The sequence below is a fragment of the Agrobacterium sp. NPDC089420 genome, from assembly GCF_044900305.1.
GTDB lineage: Bacteria > Pseudomonadota > Alphaproteobacteria > Rhizobiales > Rhizobiaceae > Agrobacterium.
Genome location: NZ_JBJDMY010000005.1, coordinates 99,602 through 115,086, shown reverse-complemented (window position 1 = coordinate 115,086; position 15,485 = coordinate 99,602). Strand labels below are relative to the sequence as shown.

Sequence of the window (15,485 nt, the reverse complement as noted above, 5' to 3'; positions counted from 1 at the left end):
TTTTACAATGAAAAGATGCAACTTGCCCGCATGAATAGAGTTCAAGTTGAAAAATACGTTGAATTAAATCTCGCGGGAAACTATAGTGTGCCAGCTTTGTATACTTAACCATGTTTCTCAGGTGATGTGTCTCTGGCTTAAGAATTTGTTGATTTTTATTTTACTTCTGCGCAAACTCCCTATTGAGAGTAACAGTTCTTCCGGCGGGTTTTCCGTCTTGTGATGGTGGAATGATGGCGGCTTTCACAGCTGCTATTTTCGCTCGTCAGGGGCTGGTATTGCGTAGTTTGAATGCCCCATGATGCTCAGGTCCGCCGCATCTCCTGAATCGTGGGGTCGGTCGGCTGACGACGTCCGAATCGGTTCCTCGTGCCGTAATCGCGTCGTTGGCCGACCGCCTTCTTCCCAAGATCCCGTGTTGAAGCGCAGCTGCCGTCGGGGCGCGAACCGGACACATGTCTGGCAGAGCGCGATTCCCGGATAAGGCGGCTAGGGGAAGGGCTAAGGTTTTCCGAAGAAATGCAGCGCGCGGGCAACGACGGCGTGTTTGTGGACCCGTACGAGCGGCACAAACAAAAAACGCGCCCGTTGGGCGCGCTTTTGCCGGAGACCCGATCAAGACGATTACTTGATCTTGGTTTCCTTGAATTCAACGTGCTTGCGTACAACCGGGTCGTACTTCGTCTTCGTCATCTTGTCCGTGAACGTGCGGCTGTTCTTGGTGGTGACGTAGAAAGTACCGGTGTCGGCTGTCGACAGCAGCTTGATCTTGATTGTTGTAGCTTTCGCCATGGTCGTCCTGCCTTTAAACAAAAGAGAAGCCGCAGGCGCTTCTCACCTCGGCTAAATCTGGCGCGAAACTACGTATCGCGCCTGAAAAGTCAAGTCTGTTTTGCCCGGAAAACAAAACGGAACCCATAAAGCACCACGTAAAGCCCGAAAAACACGGCAAGCGCCCAGGCGAAACCGTCTGTGCCCGCAACATCCATGGAAATGCCGACGGCCTGTGGTCCTGCAATCGTGCCCATGGCGTAACAGAAGATGAAGGCGGCATTGGCCGCCACCAGATCGGCGCCCTTGAGGCGCGAGCCGAGATGGGTAAGGCCGACCGTATACATGCCGGAGACGAGGCCGCCCCAGAACAGCAGCAGCGCCGCCACCAGAATCCAGCTTTCGACCAGGAAAGGCAGCGCCAGCGTACCGCAGACGCCCGCAAAGGCCATCAGGGCGAGCATGGTGCGCCGATCCTTCATCCGGTCGGAAAGCAGGCCGATCGGTATCTGGAAGACCATGTTGCCGATTCCCATCACCGTCAGCAGAAGTGCCGCCTGCGATTCGTTGAAACCCTCGCGGGTGGCGTAGATGGGAAAGAGCGACAGGCCGCCTGCCTGGACCGAACCGAACACGAAAGCCGCGGCCGACGCCATCGGCACCAGCCAGACGTAACGGATGAAATGGTGGTTGGGCCGCTCGTCCAGTTCCGGACTTTCGCCGCGCGCCATGAAGATCGGGATGGCGGCCAGGAGGATGATTGCGGCCCCGACGATGAAGGGCAGGATGCCCTCGCTGCCGACGACGGAAAACAGCAGAGGCCCGACAGCGAAGCCGACCGCAAGTCCCGTGGCGTAAATGCCGAGTACCATGCCGCGTTTCTTCGGCGGCGCCGTCATGTTGATCCAGTATTCGGAAAGGATGAACAGCGTGGTGGTGGCGCCATGGAAAACGATTCTAAGGGGGAACCACATCCAGAAGGCCTCGGCGAAATAAAAGCCGAGCGCGCTGACGGCGGAAATGACGACCGCCAGCAGCATGGTTCGGGCGACGCCGAAATCATGGGCGATCTTGCTGGTGACCGGCGCGGCCATCATCGCCGCGATGCCGGCCATCGCCGAATTCACCCCGATCATGGTGGAGGAAATGCCACGCTTTTCAAGAATGATCGACAGGAGCGGCAGGCCGAGGCCGATGGCGACGCCGACCGCGCTGATGGCGGAAATGGCGGCGATCAGTGAGGGCCAGTGAATGGCGTCCGCTTCGCATTTCATTTGTGACATGACGGCCTTTATACAAAGTCTCGAATGAATCGGCCGTGGCGCGTGACATAGAGCCGCGCGGGGCTTTCAAAGGGCAATGACGGATCACCTATCATGAGTTTTGTGACATCTTCGAGAACCGTGCGCGTGATTTTCGGCATGTTCAGACCGGAAAGGTCTGTTATGTCAAGCCATTGCACGTCATGCAGCTCGTCCGAATCCCGGCTTAGCCGGATATCCAGCCGCAGTTCGTCGGCATAACAGCAGAAGAATCGCGTGTCGTAGCGCCGGACATTGCCGGGCGGGGTGATGGCGCGCGCCACATAGCGAAAAGGGGAAAGGTCCGGGCCGCCCGTGCCGAGCCCCATATCCATGCCGGTTTCCTCGGTCAGTTCACGCGCGGCGGCAAGCGCAAGCGCCCTGGCGCCGGCGACGCTCATGCGGCGCGATGCCGATGTGGTCAGGCTGTGCAGCACGGCGGGATGCAGATCACCGGAAAAGGGCATGGCATGGTCGCGCGGATCGCGTTTGCCGCCGGGAAATACATAGGCGCCCGGCATGAAGACATGGGCCTTGCTGCGTTGCCCCATCAGCACACGGATACCGGGACCGGAGCGGTCGAACAGGATGAGGGAGGCGGCGTCGCGCGGCCGCAGGCGCTGGTTCGCCACGGCGGCGCTCTCGGGAAGCTGGGTCACGTGCACGTTGCCCTGCCTGCCGTCAGTGCGAGGAACCGTCTATCTGCACTTTGGGCTGTTTTTCGTCGAAGCCATGCATGCGCAGCGCCCATTGCAGGCCGATGACGCCGCCCTTGATCGGTTGCAGCGTCAGAAGCGCGGCCAGAATGGTGATCGGCACCCAGATGGCGAAATGCACCCACATAGGAACGGAAAACACCATGTCCGTCATCATGAAGCCGCCCACGGCGATATGGCCGATAATGACGATGGAAATATAGGGCGGCAGGTCGTCGGAACGGTGATGGTGCATTTCAGCGCCGCAGGCGGCGCAGCTGTCCACCGGCTTCAGAAAGGCCCGGAACAGGCGGCCGCCGCCGCAGGCGGGGCAGCGATTGGCCATGCCCCGCATGATCGAGCGGCCAAGCGGCCGCTCCGCGCTGTTGTCTCCGAAGGTGACCGTTTCCGAGCCCTGTTGTGCACTCATCCTTAAGTCCTTCTCCCGTTTTCAACCGCCTGAAGCGGCCTTGTTATCGTCGCCGTCTGGGCGGCCGTGTTCCGGGCTTGGCGGCAGGACGCGATGCCCGCCGGCCTGCCTTGTGGAAGGAGCGCGTGCCGACCGGCATCTTGCGCCCCGGGCTCAGCATATCGAAACGCAGCGCGCCTGCCAAAGGCACGGCTTCGGCGAGCCGCACCTGAACCGTGTCGCCAAGCTGATAACCGAGACCGGTCTTTTCCCCCGTAAGCGCCTGATGCGCCTCGTCATAGAGGAAATAGTCGGTTCCAAGCGTAGATATAGGAACAAAACCGTCCGCGCCAAACTGCGGCAGCGCGACAAATAGTCCCGCCTTGGTGACACCGGAGACGCGGCCCTCGAATTCCTCGCCGACCCGCTCGGACAGATGATGTGCGATCAGCCGGTTGATGGTGTCACGCTCGGCGGCCATGGCGCGGCGCTCGAAAGTCGAGATTTCGGCGGCGATATCGTCGAGCGTCGCCTCTTCCTGCGGTGTGATGCCGCCTTCGCCGAGGCCAAGCGACCCCACCAGCGCGCGATGCACGATCAGGTCGGCATAGCGGCGGATCGGCGAGGTGAAATGCGCATATTTCATCAGGTTGAGGCCGAAATGGCCGATATTCTCCGGGCTGTAGATCGCCTGGCTCTGGCTGCGCAGCACCATCTCGTTGACCATGATCTGGTGCGGCGTGTCGAGCGCGCGGGCCAGAATGCCGTTGAAGGAATTGGCGCGCATGGCCGCACCCTTGGCCATGGATATGCCGATGGTGCCGAGGAATTCGCGCAGCACTTCCTGCTTGGAGAGCGTCGGCGCATCGTGGACGCGATAGACCAGCGGCTGCTTCTTCTTTTCCAGCGTCTCGGCGGCGGCGACATTCGCCTGGATCATCATTTCCTCGATCAGCTTATGCGCATCGAGCCGTTCGGGAATGACGACCGAGTCGACCGTGCCGTCGGGCCGGAGCTTGATCTTGCGCTCCGGCATGTCGAGTTCCAGCGGCTGGCGGCGGTCGCGGCCGCGCTTCATCACGGCATAGGCGTGCCACAGCGGCTTCAGGATCGGTTCCAGCAATGGACCGGTCTTGTCGTCCGGTCGGCCGTCAACGGCGGCCTGAGCTTGCTGATACGACAATTTCGCCGCGCTCTTCATCATGATGCGATGGAAGGTGTGGCCGGCCTTGCGGCCTTCCCTGGAAAAGGTCATGCGCACGGCAAGGGCAGGGCGGTCGACGCCTTCCTTCAGCGAGCAGAGATCATTGGAGATGCGCTCCGGCAGCATCGGCACGACACGGTCGGGGAAATAGACGGAATTGCCGCGCTTCAGCGCTTCGCGGTCGAGCGGCGCACCGGGCCGCACATACCAGGAGACATCGGCAATGGCGACGGTGACGATGACACCGTCAGGATTGTCGGGCGATGGGTCCGGCTCGGCATAGACCGCGTCGTCGTGGTCCTTGGCGTCGGCCGGATCGATGGTGATGAGCGGCAGGTCGCGCCAGTCCTCGCGGTGCGACATCGTCGCCGCCTTGGCCGCATCCGCCTCGGCCAGAACGCTCGCGGGGAAGATATGCGGAATGCCGTGGGCGTGAATCGCGATCATCGAGATCGCTTTTTCGGAGGCAACCGAACCGATCACCGAAAGCACCTTGGCGCGCGTCAGGCCATAACGGCCGCTGTTGCGCGAGGTTTCCACCTCGATCAGATCACCGTCCTTCGCATCGCCGACACCATCCGGGTCGATGACCATCTCCTCGCCGCGCCGGTCGATCGGCATCAGCCGTCCGCCGCCGCCTTCCGTCTGCTTAAACACGCCGAGCAGCGCATTCTGGCGGCGGTCGATCAACTTCACGACGCGGGCCGTATAGGCCGGGCCGACGCTTTCCTTGGAGGGGAAGATCTTTGCCAGGATGCGATCGCCAAGACCGGCGGCCGGAGCCTTCTTGCCGCGATCCTGCGAAGACTGGCGGATCAGCACGGCCGGCGCCGCACCCATATCCTCCGGCCATTCCGCCGGGCGGCCGATCAACTCGCCGTCCTTGTCGCGGGTGGTGATGTCGAGAACCGTGACGGGCGGCAGGCCGCCGGGCCGCGTTAGCGACTTGCGGCTCTTGTGCACCATGCCATCGACTTCGAGTTCCTTCAGCAGGGCCTTCAGAACGATGCGGTTTTCGCCCTTCAGCCCGAAAGCCTTGGCGATTTCGCGTTTGGAAGCCTGCTGCGGATGGTCGGCGATGAACTTCAGCAGCACCTCGCGGGAAGGCACTTCGCCATGGACGATGCCTTCACCTTCGCTCACCCGCTTGCCGCGCCCGGTGCGTCCGAAACCGTCGCTGGCGGAACCCTGTCTCTGACGCGGCGCCTTGCTCACTCTGCTGCCTTTTTGGGTTTGGCCGCTGCCTTGGGCTTTGCGGCCGCCTTGCTTTTGGTTGCCGCCTTGGCTTTGGTCGCCTTCGGTTTTGCGGCGGCGTCACCATCGGTCTTCTTGGCGGCGGTCTTCCTGCCCTTGGCGGGCTTGCCGCCGGTGCCGGTCTTGGCGATGCGCTCGGCAATCAGCACCAGCGCCTCGTCCAGCGTCACCGAAGCCGGGTCCTGCCCCTTCGGAATGGTGGCGTTGACCTTGCCCCAATTGACGTAAGCGCCATAACGCCCGTCGCGAACGGTGATAGCGCCGCCATCGGGATGGTCACCCAATTCCTTCAGCGCCGCCGGCGTTCCGCTGCGGCCGCGCCCCGGTCCCTTGCTCTGCTTTTCGGCAATCACGGTCACGGCACGGTTAAGGCCGATCGAGAACACGTCCTCAATGCTTTCGAGATTGGCGTAGGAACCGTCATGCAAAAGGAACGGCCCGTAGCGGCCGAGGCCGGCGGAGATCATCTTGCCGGTTTCCGGGTGCTTGCCGATATCGCGCGGCAGGTTGATGAGCGCCAGCGCCTTTTCATGGTCGATATCCTCAGGCTTCCAGCCCTTGGGCAGCGAGGAGCGCTTGGCGTCCTTGCCGTCGCCGCGCTGGATATAGGGTCCGAAACGGCCCGACCGCAGCGTCAGCTCCTCGCCGGTCATCGGATCGGCGCCGAGAGCCTTCGGCTCGTTCGAAGCGGCGGCTTCCGCTTCCGAACCGTCCGAGGTCAGCTGGCGGGTGTAATTGCATTCCGGATAGTTGGAGCAACCGACGAAAGCGCCGTATTTGCCGAGCTTCAGCGACAGATTGCCGGTGCCGCAAACCTGACAGATGCGCGGATCGGACCCGTCCTCCCGCTTCGGGAAGACCAGCGGCGCCAGGACTTCGTTCAGCGCATCCAGAACGTTGGTGACACGCAATTCCTTGGTGTCTTCGATCTGGGCGAAGAAATCCTTCCAGAAATCGCGCAGAACCTGCTTCCAGTCCAGTTCGCCGGCGGAAATCCGGTCGAGCTTTTCTTCCAGCGCTGCAGTGAAATCGTATTCGACGTATTTGGTGAAGAAGCTTTCGAGGAAAGCGGTCACCAGCCGGCCGCGCGAATGCGGCACCAGCTTGCGCTTGTCGACGACGATATATTCGCGGTCGCTCAGCGTCTTCAGCGTCGCCGCATAGGTGGAAGGACGGCCGATGCCGAGCTCTTCCATCTTCTTGATCAGCGAGGCTTCCGAATAACGCGGCGGCGGTTCGGTGAAGTGCTGGCTGGCATTGATCTTCTGCTTGGCGAGGTTCTCGCGCTCGTTGATCGGCGGCAGACGGCCTTCGTCGTCACCATCGTCGCTCTGCTCGCCATCTTCCTTCTGGTCGGTATAGGCGGCGATGAAGCCGTCGAAACGGATGACAGAACCGACAGCGCGAAGCCCCGCCTTTTCACCGTTCTTGTCCGCCAGAATTTCCACAGTGGTGCGCTCGATCTCGGCCGATGCCATCTGGCTGGCGATACCACGCTTCCAGATCAGGTCGTAAAGACGCAGCTGGTCAGGATCGAGGTAACGCTTCACCTGGTCGGGCGTGCGGTTGAAATCGGTCGGGCGGATTGCTTCGTGCGCTTCCTGGGCGTTCTTGGCCTTGGTGGAGTAGAAACGCGCCTTTTCCGGCACGTAACGGCCGCCGAACTGCTCGCCGATGGCGCGCCGCGCCGCATCGATCGCTTCCGGGGCCATCTGTACGCCGTCGGTACGCATATAGGTGATCAGACCGACGGTCTCGCCGCCGATATCGATGCCTTCGTACAGCTTCTGAGCCACCTGCATGGTGCGCGAGGCGGAAAAGCCCATGCGCGAGGAGGCCGCCTGCTGCAGCGTCGAGGTTGTGAAGGGCGGGCCGGGATTGCGCTTGACGGGCTTCGCTTCAACGCTGTCCACCACATAGGTGGCGCCTTCCAGAAGCGCTTTCAGGCGGTTGGCATCCTCTCCCGTCTTGATCGAGCGGTTTTGCAGCCGCTTGCCGTCGGCGGAAACCAGCTTCGCCTCGAACTCGTCACCGCGCGGTGTCTTCAAAAGCGCGCTGATGTTCCAATATTCCTCGGAGACGAAACGCTCGATCTCGGATTCGCGGTCGCAGACGAGACGCAGCGCCACCGACTGCACGCGGCCGGCAGAACGCGCGCCCGGCAGCTTGCGCCACAGAACCGGAGAGAGGTTGAAGCCGACGAGATAATCCAGCGCGCGGCGGGCGAGATAGGCATCGACCAGCGGCACGTCGATGTCGCGCGGGTTGGCCATGGCATCCAGCACCGCCTTCTTGGTGATGGCGTTGAAGACCACGCGCTTCACCGGCTTGTCGCCGAGAACCCGCTTCTTCTTCAAAAGATCGAGAACGTGCCAGGAAATGGCTTCGCCTTCGCGATCCGGGTCGGTTGCGAGAATGAGGCCGTCGGAGGACTTCACCGCGTCGGCAATGTCCTTCATGCGTTTGGCCGAGGCGCTGTCGACCTCCCAGGACATTTCGAAATCCTGGTCGGGCAGCACCGATCCGTCCTTGGCGGGAAGGTCTCTGACATGGCCAAAGGAGGCAAGAACCTTGTAGCCGGAACCAAGATACTTGTTGATTGTCTTGGCTTTGGCAGGAGATTCTACGACGACGACATTCATGTTGTTTTTCTCTGGAACTGGTCCGTTAACGTGGCCGGATCACGGGGGAAGGCCGCAACAAGGCTTCTTTATAATCCGACATGGACAGGTAATGCGCGCTGGTCAAGAGGCAAGCCCGATTTTATCGCTTCGAACGACATGCAACCTATGGATAATCTATTGTTGTATTGCAATCTTTGGTAAATTGGTTATGATGGGCAACATCATTTGAATCTATTTAATGCTCTTCGTTTCAGGCGGAATTCTTAGGATAAATATATGGTCCCGAACGCAACAAACAATAATGCCGATAATGACGGGACCAGAGAGAGCTTGGCTTACATTCGCCAGATGCTGGCGGAGCTGCGCCAGGTTGCCAGCCGCGAGGGCGCCGACATGCTGTGTTATCTGATCGAGATGGCCTATGTCGAAGTCGGCGATATCCAGAGCGGACGGCGCAAGCTGTCAATCCGCGATGAAGAGCGACACACGACCCCCGGCATGCCGGTTTAGACGCCCGGCTATATCAAGCTCCAGCAACACCAGATGAACGGTGGCGGCGGAAAAGCCGGTGTGGCGGATGATGTCGTCAATCTCGACAGGCGAAGGACCGAGAGCCGAGGCTATGACACTGCGCTCGTCATCTCCGGGCGGTGACATCTCGTCTTCTGGTCGCTGTTCCTCGATGTTGCGGTCATAGGGCAGTTGCGGCTCCATCAGCGGTCGCAGTGCGTCGAGAATATCCGCCGCACCCGTGGTCAGCATCGCGCCTTCCTTGATCAGCCGGTTTGTGCCCTCGCAACGCGCATCAAGCGGCGAGCCGGGCACGGCAAAGACCAGACGCCCCGCTTCGCCGGCGAGCCGCGCGGTAATCAGCGAGCCGGAGCGCTCCGCCGCTTCCACGATGACGACGCCGAGCGAGACGCCGGCGATCAGCCGGTTACGGCGAGGAAAATCCCGGGCGCGCGGTTCCCAGCCGAACGGCATTTCGCTGATCGTTGCGCCGCCCTGATCGTATATCTCCTGCAGGAGCCCGAAATTTTCCTGCGGGTAGGGCCGGTCGAGGCCGCCCGCCAGCATCGCCACGGTGCCGGTTGCAAGGCTTGCCCTGTGTGCGGCGGCGTCAATGCCGCGCGCCAGTCCGGAGGCGATCGTATAACCGGCCCGTCCACAATCCCGCGCCAGCATGGCGGCGAATTTCGCGCCGTTGATGGAGGCATTGCGTGAGCCGACGATGCCGACGCAGGCTCTTGTCGCCGTATCGGCCGATCCCTTCATGGCGATCAGCGGCGGTGCGCCATCCACCTGCCGCAGCGCAGGCGGATAATCCGGCTCGCCGATGCCGACGAAACGCGCGCCGAATCTCTCGGCCGTTTCGATTTCGGCCTCAGCCTCGGCCTGCGCGGCGATGCGCGGGCTGCGCGAAGAGCCGCCGCGCCGCGAAAGCTCCGGCAGGGCTTCCAGCGCCTTTTCGGCGCTGCCGAAATGGTTGATGAGTTCGCGGAAGGTGACGGGACCGATATTGTCGCTGCGGATCAGCCTCAGCCACGCGACCCGCTGCCGGGCGGAAAGCTCTATGCCCTGCCGTATCGTTTCCTCATGCGGCATGGCTTGTCCTCAAGGTTGGGGTTCAGCCTTTTTGACCGATCCTGCTTTCGGTGCCCGCCAGCAGGCGCGCGATGTTCTCGCGGTGCTTCCACCATGAAATCGCACTCAGCAGCGTTACCAGCAGCGCCGTCTTATCAGGTCCGAGCACCCAGAGCGCCACGGGAATGACCAGCATGGCCAGCAGCGCCGATAGCGACGAATAACGGGTGATGAAAGCGGTGGCGAGCCAGATCAGGGCAAAGGCCAGCATCATCAGCGGCGCGGCGCCCAGCAATACGCCGATATAGGTGGCAACGCCCTTGCCGCCCTTGAAGCCCAGCCACACCGGAAACAGGTGACCGAGAAAGGCGAAGAAACCGGCGACCAGCGAGGCCTCGTAACCCCAGAGCGCATTGGCGACCAGAACCGCCGCCGTGCCCTTCAGCGCGTCGAGCAGCAGGGTTGCGGCAGCGAGTTTCTTGTTGCCGGTGCGCAGCACATTGGTGGCACCGATATTGCCGGAGCCGATCTTGCGCACGTCGCCCAGCCCCGCCATGCGGGTGAGAATGAGGCCGAAGGGGATGGAGCCCAACAGATAGCCAATTGCCGCCGAAAGCGCGAGAAGGGCAGGCGCGGTCTGCCAGTCAGTCAAAGCACTCATTCAAACGTCCCCTCTGTCCCGCTATCGGCGCGATCTCTATCGCTGATCTTATGCCAAGGAATGAACGGCTTTGCCAGCCACATAAGTGGCGATGGCGCGGCCGCTGAAACGGGCATCCTCGAACGGCGTGTTCTTCGATTTCGACACCAGCTGTTCCTTTGCCACGAGCCATGGCTCATCGAGATCGATCAGGGTGATATCGGCCTTCGCACCGGCTTTAAGCGTTCCCGCATCCAGCCCGAAAATCCTGGCCGGGCGGGTGGAGAGCGCATCGATCAACCGCATCAGCGGAACTTCGCCGCTGTGATAGAGGCGCAGCGCCGCCGCCAGCATGGTTTCGAGCCCCACCGCGCCGCTCGCCGCATCGGAAAACGGCAGCCGCTTGGTGTCGACATCCTGCGGATCATGCGAGGAGACGATGATATCGATCGTGCCGTCCTTCAGCGCCTCCACCATGGCCTTGCGGTCGTCTTCGGCGCGCAGCGGCGGCGAGAGCTTGAAGAAGGTGCGGTATTCGCCGATATCGTTTTCGTTGAGCGTCAGGTGATTGATCGAGATGCCGCAGGTGGCGTTGACGCCCCGCTGCCGCGCAACGCGGATCGCATCGGCCGATTCCGGTACCGAAATCTTGGCGGCGTGGTAGATCGCCCTTGTCAGGCCGGCAATGCGCAGGTCGCGCTCCAGCGGAATGATCTCGGCTTCCTTCGGAACGCCGGAGAGACCGAGCCAGCTGGCAAAAAGCCCCTCGTTCATGTCGCCGCCGCCGATATATTTGTCGCGGGTTTCAAGCGCGATGACGGCCCCCAGTTCGCGGGCATAGGTCATGGCCCGGCGCAGCACCAGCGTGTCGGAAAGCGCCTTGCGGCCATTGGTGAAGGCAACCGCGCCGGCTTCCTTCAACATGCCGAACTCGGTCATTTCTTCGCCGTTAAGACCCTTGGTCAGGGCCGCTGCCGGATGGACATTGACGATTGCCTTGTCGCGCGCCGTCTTTTTCACATATTCGACCAGCGCGATGTCATCGATGACGGGGTCGGTGTCCGGCATCACGATGATGCTGGTGACGCCGCCGGCCGCTGCCGCGCGCGAGGCCGATTCGATGGTTTCGCGATGTTCCGCGCCCGGTTCGCCGACGAAGACGCGGGCATCCACCAGACCGGGGACGGCCACGACGCCCTTGCAGTCGTGCACCGACGCACCTTCCGGCGCGCCTTGATTGTGCGCCTCCCTGCCTGCCGCGAGAATGGTGCCATCGGCGCCGATGACGATGCTGCCGGTCTCATCCAGATTGCGGGAGGGATCGACGATGCGGAGGTTCTTGAGAACGGTCACGGCACTCATACGCGCTCACCCTGATTTTGCGAGACAAGCAGGGTTTCCATGACCGCCATGCGCACGGCAACCCCCATTTCCACCTGGCTTTCGATCACGCTCTGCGGACCGTCGGCCACTTCGGAGGCGATTTCCACGCCGCGGTTCATCGGGCCGGGATGCATGACCAGCGCATCCTCCTTCGCCGCCTTCAGCTTTTCGGCGTCGAGGCCGTAATAATGGAAATATTCGCGCACCGAAGGCACGAAGGAGCCCGACATGCGCTCGCGCTGCAGGCGCAGCATCATCACCACATCGGCATCCTTCAGCCCCTCCTTCATGTCGTGGAAGACTTCGACGCTCATGTCGCGAATGCCGGAGGGGAGAAGCGTGGCGGGGGCGACGACGCGAACGCGCGCGCCCATCTGGTTGAGCAGGATGATGTTGGAGCGGGCGACGCGCGAATGCAGCACATCACCGCAGATCGCCACCGTGATGCCCGATAGCTCGCCCTTGGCGCGGCGGATGGTCAGCGCATCGAGCAGCGCCTGTGTCGGGTGCTCATGCTGGCCGTCGCCGGCATTGACCACGGAGCAGGCGACCTTCTGCGCCAGAAGCGCTGCGGCCCCTGCGGAAGAGTGGCGCACCACCAGCACGTCCGGGCGCATGGCGTTCAGCGTCATCGCCGTGTCGATCAGCGTTTCGCCCTTCTTCACCGAGGAATTGCCGACCGACATGTTCATCACGTCCGCGCCGAGGCGCTTCCCGGCCAGTTCGAAGGAGGACTGCGTGCGCGTCGAGGCTTCGAAGAACAGGTTGATCTGCGTCAGGCCCCGAAGCGTCGAGGTTTTCTTCTCGCGTTGGCGGCTGATTTTCACCGCCTCGTCGGCCTTGTCGAGAAGCAGGGTGATATCCTGATGGGAAAGCCCCTTGATGCCGAGGAGATGGCGATGGGGGAAGAAGACCATGCGGTTTGCCTCCTGACGGGCGTCGCATTTTCCCGTGAAAATGCCCGGAACGCCCGAATGCTGATCCGCGCGCTCCCTTTCGCTGTGAACACGCCTCAGGAGTGCGGCGGAATTCGGTCCTGCGCTCTATAGAGATTGCTTGCCTCAGGGGCAAGCACCCGTCACGCCTCGAAATGAAAACATGGCGATGTTTCCCCGCTTGCTTTATATCAAGGCGCGATCCTGCGGCATCGGCCAGTTTCGGGGTGGAATTCGCGGACAATCCCGGTCTGCGGCGCAGGTGATCGGATCCATCGCAATGCACGCCTATTCTGTTTTCGCCCTTGCCGTTCTGGCCCTGCTGTTGACGCCCGGCCCGACCAACACGCTTCTTGCGCTTTCCGGTGCCGGACGCGGCGTTCGCGCGTCGCTCCCGCTGATGCTGGGTGAAATCGCCGGCTATCTGCTGGTCATTCTTGCGCTTGCCGTTGTGTTTTCCGATTTTCTGAAGACACATGCCGGCCTCGCCCAGGCCATCAAGCTCTGCGCCGCGATCTGGGTCGCGTTTCTGGCCGTCCGGTTATGGACCCTGCCATCCGCAGCGCCGGTCGGCGAGGCGGTCACGCCGCGTCGGGTTTTCGTCACCACCTGCCTCAACCCCAAGGGGCTGATCGTCGGCCTTGTCCTGTTGCCGCAGGCGCCGCTGTCCCAAATATGGCCATATATCCTGCTGTTTTCCGCGCTGGTGGCCTTCGCGGCGCTGGTGTGGCTGTCGGTCGGAGCGTTTCTCATCCGTCATGCGGGCCAGTCCTCGCCGCGCCTTGTGCGCGGCGCGGCCTCTGGCTTCCTCCTGATGCTGTCGCTCGGTCTTGCCGGAAACGTGTTTGGCATTCTGTAGTCCGGACACCCAAATCAGGGTCACTCCCGAAAAATGCTGAAAGCGGCGGTTTAATCGTCTCGATCGCTTCCTGTGGGTGGAATTATGCAATATCACCCCACTATGCAATGCCAGTACAAAACAGCTAGAAGCAGCGGATGACCCAGAATTCCCGGACAGAAGAACAGCTCGCCGAACTGAACCAGCCAAGCCTCTGGTCCGGTATCAACGCCTATCGTTCCGATCCGCTGATCGTCGACCTCACCTCCGGCCTGTCGCGCAATCTGAGGGACGAGTTCGACCAGCTCGGCCGCTATGTCACCTCGCATGAGGCGCAGGAACTGGCACGCATGGCCAATCAGGGCGTGCCGCAGCTTCATACCCACGGTCCGCGCGGCGAACGTCTCGACCAGGTGGAGTTCCATCCCGCCTGGCACGCGCTGATGCGCCGTTCCATGTCGTCCGGCCTGCATTCCAGCGTCTGGGAGAATTCTCCCGATACCCGCGGCAACGAACACAAGGCCCGCGCCACGAAATTTTACCTGACCGCGCAGCTGGAGGCCGGGCATCTCTGCCCGCTGACCATGACCAGCGCCTCCGTCGCCGCCATCATGGCCTCGCCGCGCGTGCAGAAGGAATGGGCGCCGAAGATCCTGTCGCGCAAATATGACAGCGCGCAGAAACCGGCCCTGCAGAAAACCGCCGTCACCATCGGCATGGGCATGACGGAAAAGCAGGGCGGTACGGATGTGCGCGCCAACCGCACCACGGCCGAGCGGGTGGGCGAGGGCATCTACCGCCTGTCCGGCCACAAATGGTTCCTCTCAGCGCCGATGAGCGACGGTTTCGTCATGCTTGCCCAGATGGGCGACGGCATGGGCTGCTTCCTCGTGCCGCGTTATCTGGAGGACGGTTCGAAGAACGGCCTGCACTTCCAGCGTCTGAAGGACAAGCTCGGCAATCGCTCCAATGCGTCGGCCGAAGTCGAATTCACCGATGCCTTCGGTTACCTGCTCGGCGATCCCGGCAGCGGCATCCGCACCATTCTCGACATGGTGACGCTGACGCGGCTCGATTGCGCGCTGGCGTCTGCCGGCATGATGCGCGCCTCGCTTGCCGAGGCGGTTCATTACGCCCGCGGCCGTTCGGTTTTCGGCAAGATGCTGGTCAGCCAGCCGATCATGACGCGCGTTCTGGCCGACATGGCGCTGGATGTGGCGGCGGCGACCGCGCTCTCCTTCCGGCTGGCGACGGCATTCGACGCGGCCCGCAACAATCCGGCCGAAGCCGCTTATGCGCGGGTGATGACGCCGATCGTCAAATACTGGTGCTGCAAGATCGCGCCGGCGCTCATCTACGAGGCGATGGAATGCCTCGGCGGCAACGGTTACGTGGAGGAGCGGCCGATTGCCCGCCACTACCGCGAAGCGCCGGTCAATGCCATCTGGGAAGGCTCCGGCAACGTCATGGCGCTGGATGTGCTGCGGGTTCTCCAGCGCGGCAAGGACCTGTTCGATCTCGTTTTCCAGACGCTGGAGCGCGATCTGGGGGCGGCCGGCAAGAAGACCACCGACGTGCTGCGCGCCGCGATCGCCCTTGCCGAACGCGACGAGGGCGCGGCCCGCCTGCTGGTGGAGCAGTTCGCACTTGCGGCCGCTGCCGCCGAGCTTTGCCGCCTCGGCGCGGGCAAGATCGCCGATGCCTTCCTCGAAACCCGTCTCGCGGGCGGCTGGCGGCACACTTACGGCATGCTCGATTCCCGCTTCGATCCGAATTATATAATCGATTTATTGTACCCACCTGCGTCCTGATCGACGCATGCGGAAGAAGGTTTTGCAATCCCGGCG

General features: G+C 62.2%; 13 protein-coding genes. 3 read left to right on the top strand and 10 right to left on the bottom strand.

Annotated elements, in window-relative coordinates:
• Window positions 1-624: 624 nt before the first annotated feature.
• The 6 genes from rpmG to topA all read right to left on the bottom strand — a co-directional run bounded on the left by rpmG (window position 625) and on the right by topA (window position 8,276).
• Complete coding sequence (rpmG, locus tag ACI2KA_RS09495) at window positions 625-792, bottom strand: 50S ribosomal protein L33 (RefSeq protein ID WP_003496403.1); 168 nt, start codon at window positions 790-792, stop codon at window positions 625-627.
• 89 nt (window positions 793-881) lie between these two features.
• A complete protein-coding gene (locus tag ACI2KA_RS09490; protein WP_404501902.1) occupies window positions 882-2,045 on the bottom strand; it encodes an MFS transporter in 1,164 nt (387 codons plus the stop codon).
• Between the two features lie 17 nt (window positions 2,046-2,062).
• A complete protein-coding gene (locus tag ACI2KA_RS09485) occupies window positions 2,063-2,689 on the bottom strand; it encodes an NUDIX hydrolase (protein WP_404501900.1) in 627 nt (208 codons plus the stop codon).
• A gap of 64 nt (window positions 2,690-2,753) precedes the next feature.
• Entirely contained in the window at window positions 2,754-3,197 is a 444-nt protein-coding gene (locus ACI2KA_RS09480; RefSeq protein WP_404501401.1) for a DUF983 domain-containing protein, read from the bottom strand.
• Between the two features lie 43 nt (window positions 3,198-3,240).
• The gene (gene rnr, locus ACI2KA_RS09475; RefSeq protein ID WP_404501399.1) at window positions 3,241-5,595 is read right to left on the bottom strand and encodes a ribonuclease R; all 2,355 of its coding nucleotides are present in this window, start codon (window positions 5,593-5,595) and stop codon (window positions 3,241-3,243) included.
• Window positions 5,592-8,276, bottom strand: coding sequence for a type I DNA topoisomerase (gene topA, locus ACI2KA_RS09470; RefSeq protein WP_404501397.1), 2,685 nt, complete (start codon window positions 8,274-8,276; stop codon window positions 5,592-5,594). The genes rnr and topA overlap by 4 nt, the downstream gene beginning before the upstream one ends.
• A 258-nt stretch (window positions 8,277-8,534) precedes the next feature.
• On the opposite strand from topA, the gene ACI2KA_RS09465 reads away from it, so the two are divergent.
• Window positions 8,535-8,768 carry a hypothetical protein gene (locus ACI2KA_RS09465; protein WP_404501395.1) on the top strand — a complete coding sequence of 78 codons (234 nt, stop codon included), beginning with the start codon at window positions 8,535-8,537 and terminating at the stop codon, window positions 8,766-8,768.
• Here the strand turns inward: ACI2KA_RS09465 and dprA are convergent.
• Genes dprA through ACI2KA_RS09445 form a run of 4 tightly spaced genes read right to left on the bottom strand, consistent with a single transcriptional unit; the run spans window position 8,721 to window position 12,782 of the window.
• Window positions 8,721-9,863: a DNA-processing protein DprA gene (dprA, locus tag ACI2KA_RS09460; RefSeq protein WP_404501393.1), complete on the bottom strand. Its 1,143-nt coding sequence runs from the start codon at window positions 9,861-9,863 to the stop codon at window positions 8,721-8,723. The genes ACI2KA_RS09465 and dprA overlap by 48 nt on opposite strands.
• A 22-nt stretch (window positions 9,864-9,885) precedes the next feature.
• On the bottom strand, window positions 9,886-10,503 hold the full coding sequence (plsY, locus tag ACI2KA_RS09455) for a glycerol-3-phosphate 1-O-acyltransferase PlsY (protein ID WP_404501391.1): 618 nt from the start codon (window positions 10,501-10,503) through the stop codon (window positions 9,886-9,888).
• Window positions 10,504-10,551: 48 nt separating this feature from the next.
• Window positions 10,552-11,844 (bottom strand): dihydroorotase, encoded by a 1,293-nt coding sequence (locus ACI2KA_RS09450; RefSeq protein WP_404501389.1) that lies wholly within the window; start codon window positions 11,842-11,844, stop codon window positions 10,552-10,554.
• Entirely contained in the window at window positions 11,841-12,782 is a 942-nt protein-coding gene (locus ACI2KA_RS09445) for an aspartate carbamoyltransferase catalytic subunit (protein WP_173986855.1), read from the bottom strand. Before ACI2KA_RS09445 ends, ACI2KA_RS09450 begins: the two co-directional genes overlap by 4 nt.
• Window positions 12,783-13,080: 298 nt before the next feature.
• On the opposite strand from ACI2KA_RS09445, the gene ACI2KA_RS09440 reads away from it, so the two are divergent.
• Window positions 13,081-13,659 carry a LysE family translocator gene (locus tag ACI2KA_RS09440; protein ID WP_404501387.1) on the top strand — a complete coding sequence of 193 codons (579 nt, stop codon included), beginning with the start codon at window positions 13,081-13,083 and terminating at the stop codon, window positions 13,657-13,659.
• Between the two features lie 137 nt (window positions 13,660-13,796).
• Window positions 13,797-15,449: an acyl-CoA dehydrogenase family protein gene (locus ACI2KA_RS09435; RefSeq protein WP_404501385.1), complete on the top strand. Its 1,653-nt coding sequence runs from the start codon at window positions 13,797-13,799 to the stop codon at window positions 15,447-15,449.
• Window positions 15,450-15,485: the final 36 nt, after the last annotated feature.

What these genes read in the sequence shown, in the direction of transcription:
- plsY (WP_404501391.1), bottom strand. Translation starts at nt 10,503, where the DNA reads ATGAGTGCTTTGACTGACTGGCAGACCGCGCCTGCCCTTCTCGCGCTT.
- ACI2KA_RS09445 (WP_173986855.1), bottom strand. Translation starts at nt 12,782, where the DNA reads ATGGTCTTCTTCCCCCATCGCCATCTCCTCGGCATCAAGGGGCTTTCC.
- ACI2KA_RS09480 (WP_404501401.1), bottom strand. Translation starts at nt 3,197, where the DNA reads ATGAGTGCACAACAGGGCTCGGAAACGGTCACCTTCGGAGACAACAGC.
- ACI2KA_RS09440 (WP_404501387.1), top strand. Translation starts at nt 13,081, where the DNA reads ATGCACGCCTATTCTGTTTTCGCCCTTGCCGTTCTGGCCCTGCTGTTG.
- ACI2KA_RS09465 (WP_404501395.1), top strand. Translation starts at nt 8,535, where the DNA reads ATGGTCCCGAACGCAACAAACAATAATGCCGATAATGACGGGACCAGA.
- ACI2KA_RS09435 (WP_404501385.1), top strand. Translation starts at nt 13,797, where the DNA reads ATGACCCAGAATTCCCGGACAGAAGAACAGCTCGCCGAACTGAACCAG.
- topA (WP_404501397.1), bottom strand. Translation starts at nt 8,276, where the DNA reads ATGAATGTCGTCGTCGTAGAATCTCCTGCCAAAGCCAAGACAATCAAC.
- dprA (WP_404501393.1), bottom strand. Translation starts at nt 9,863, where the DNA reads ATGCCGCATGAGGAAACGATACGGCAGGGCATAGAGCTTTCCGCCCGG.
- rpmG (WP_003496403.1), bottom strand. Translation starts at nt 792, where the DNA reads ATGGCGAAAGCTACAACAATCAAGATCAAGCTGCTGTCGACAGCCGAC.
- ACI2KA_RS09490 (WP_404501902.1), bottom strand. Translation starts at nt 2,045, where the DNA reads ATGAAATGCGAAGCGGACGCCATTCACTGGCCCTCACTGATCGCCGCC.
- ACI2KA_RS09450 (WP_404501389.1), bottom strand. Translation starts at nt 11,844, where the DNA reads ATGAGTGCCGTGACCGTTCTCAAGAACCTCCGCATCGTCGATCCCTCC.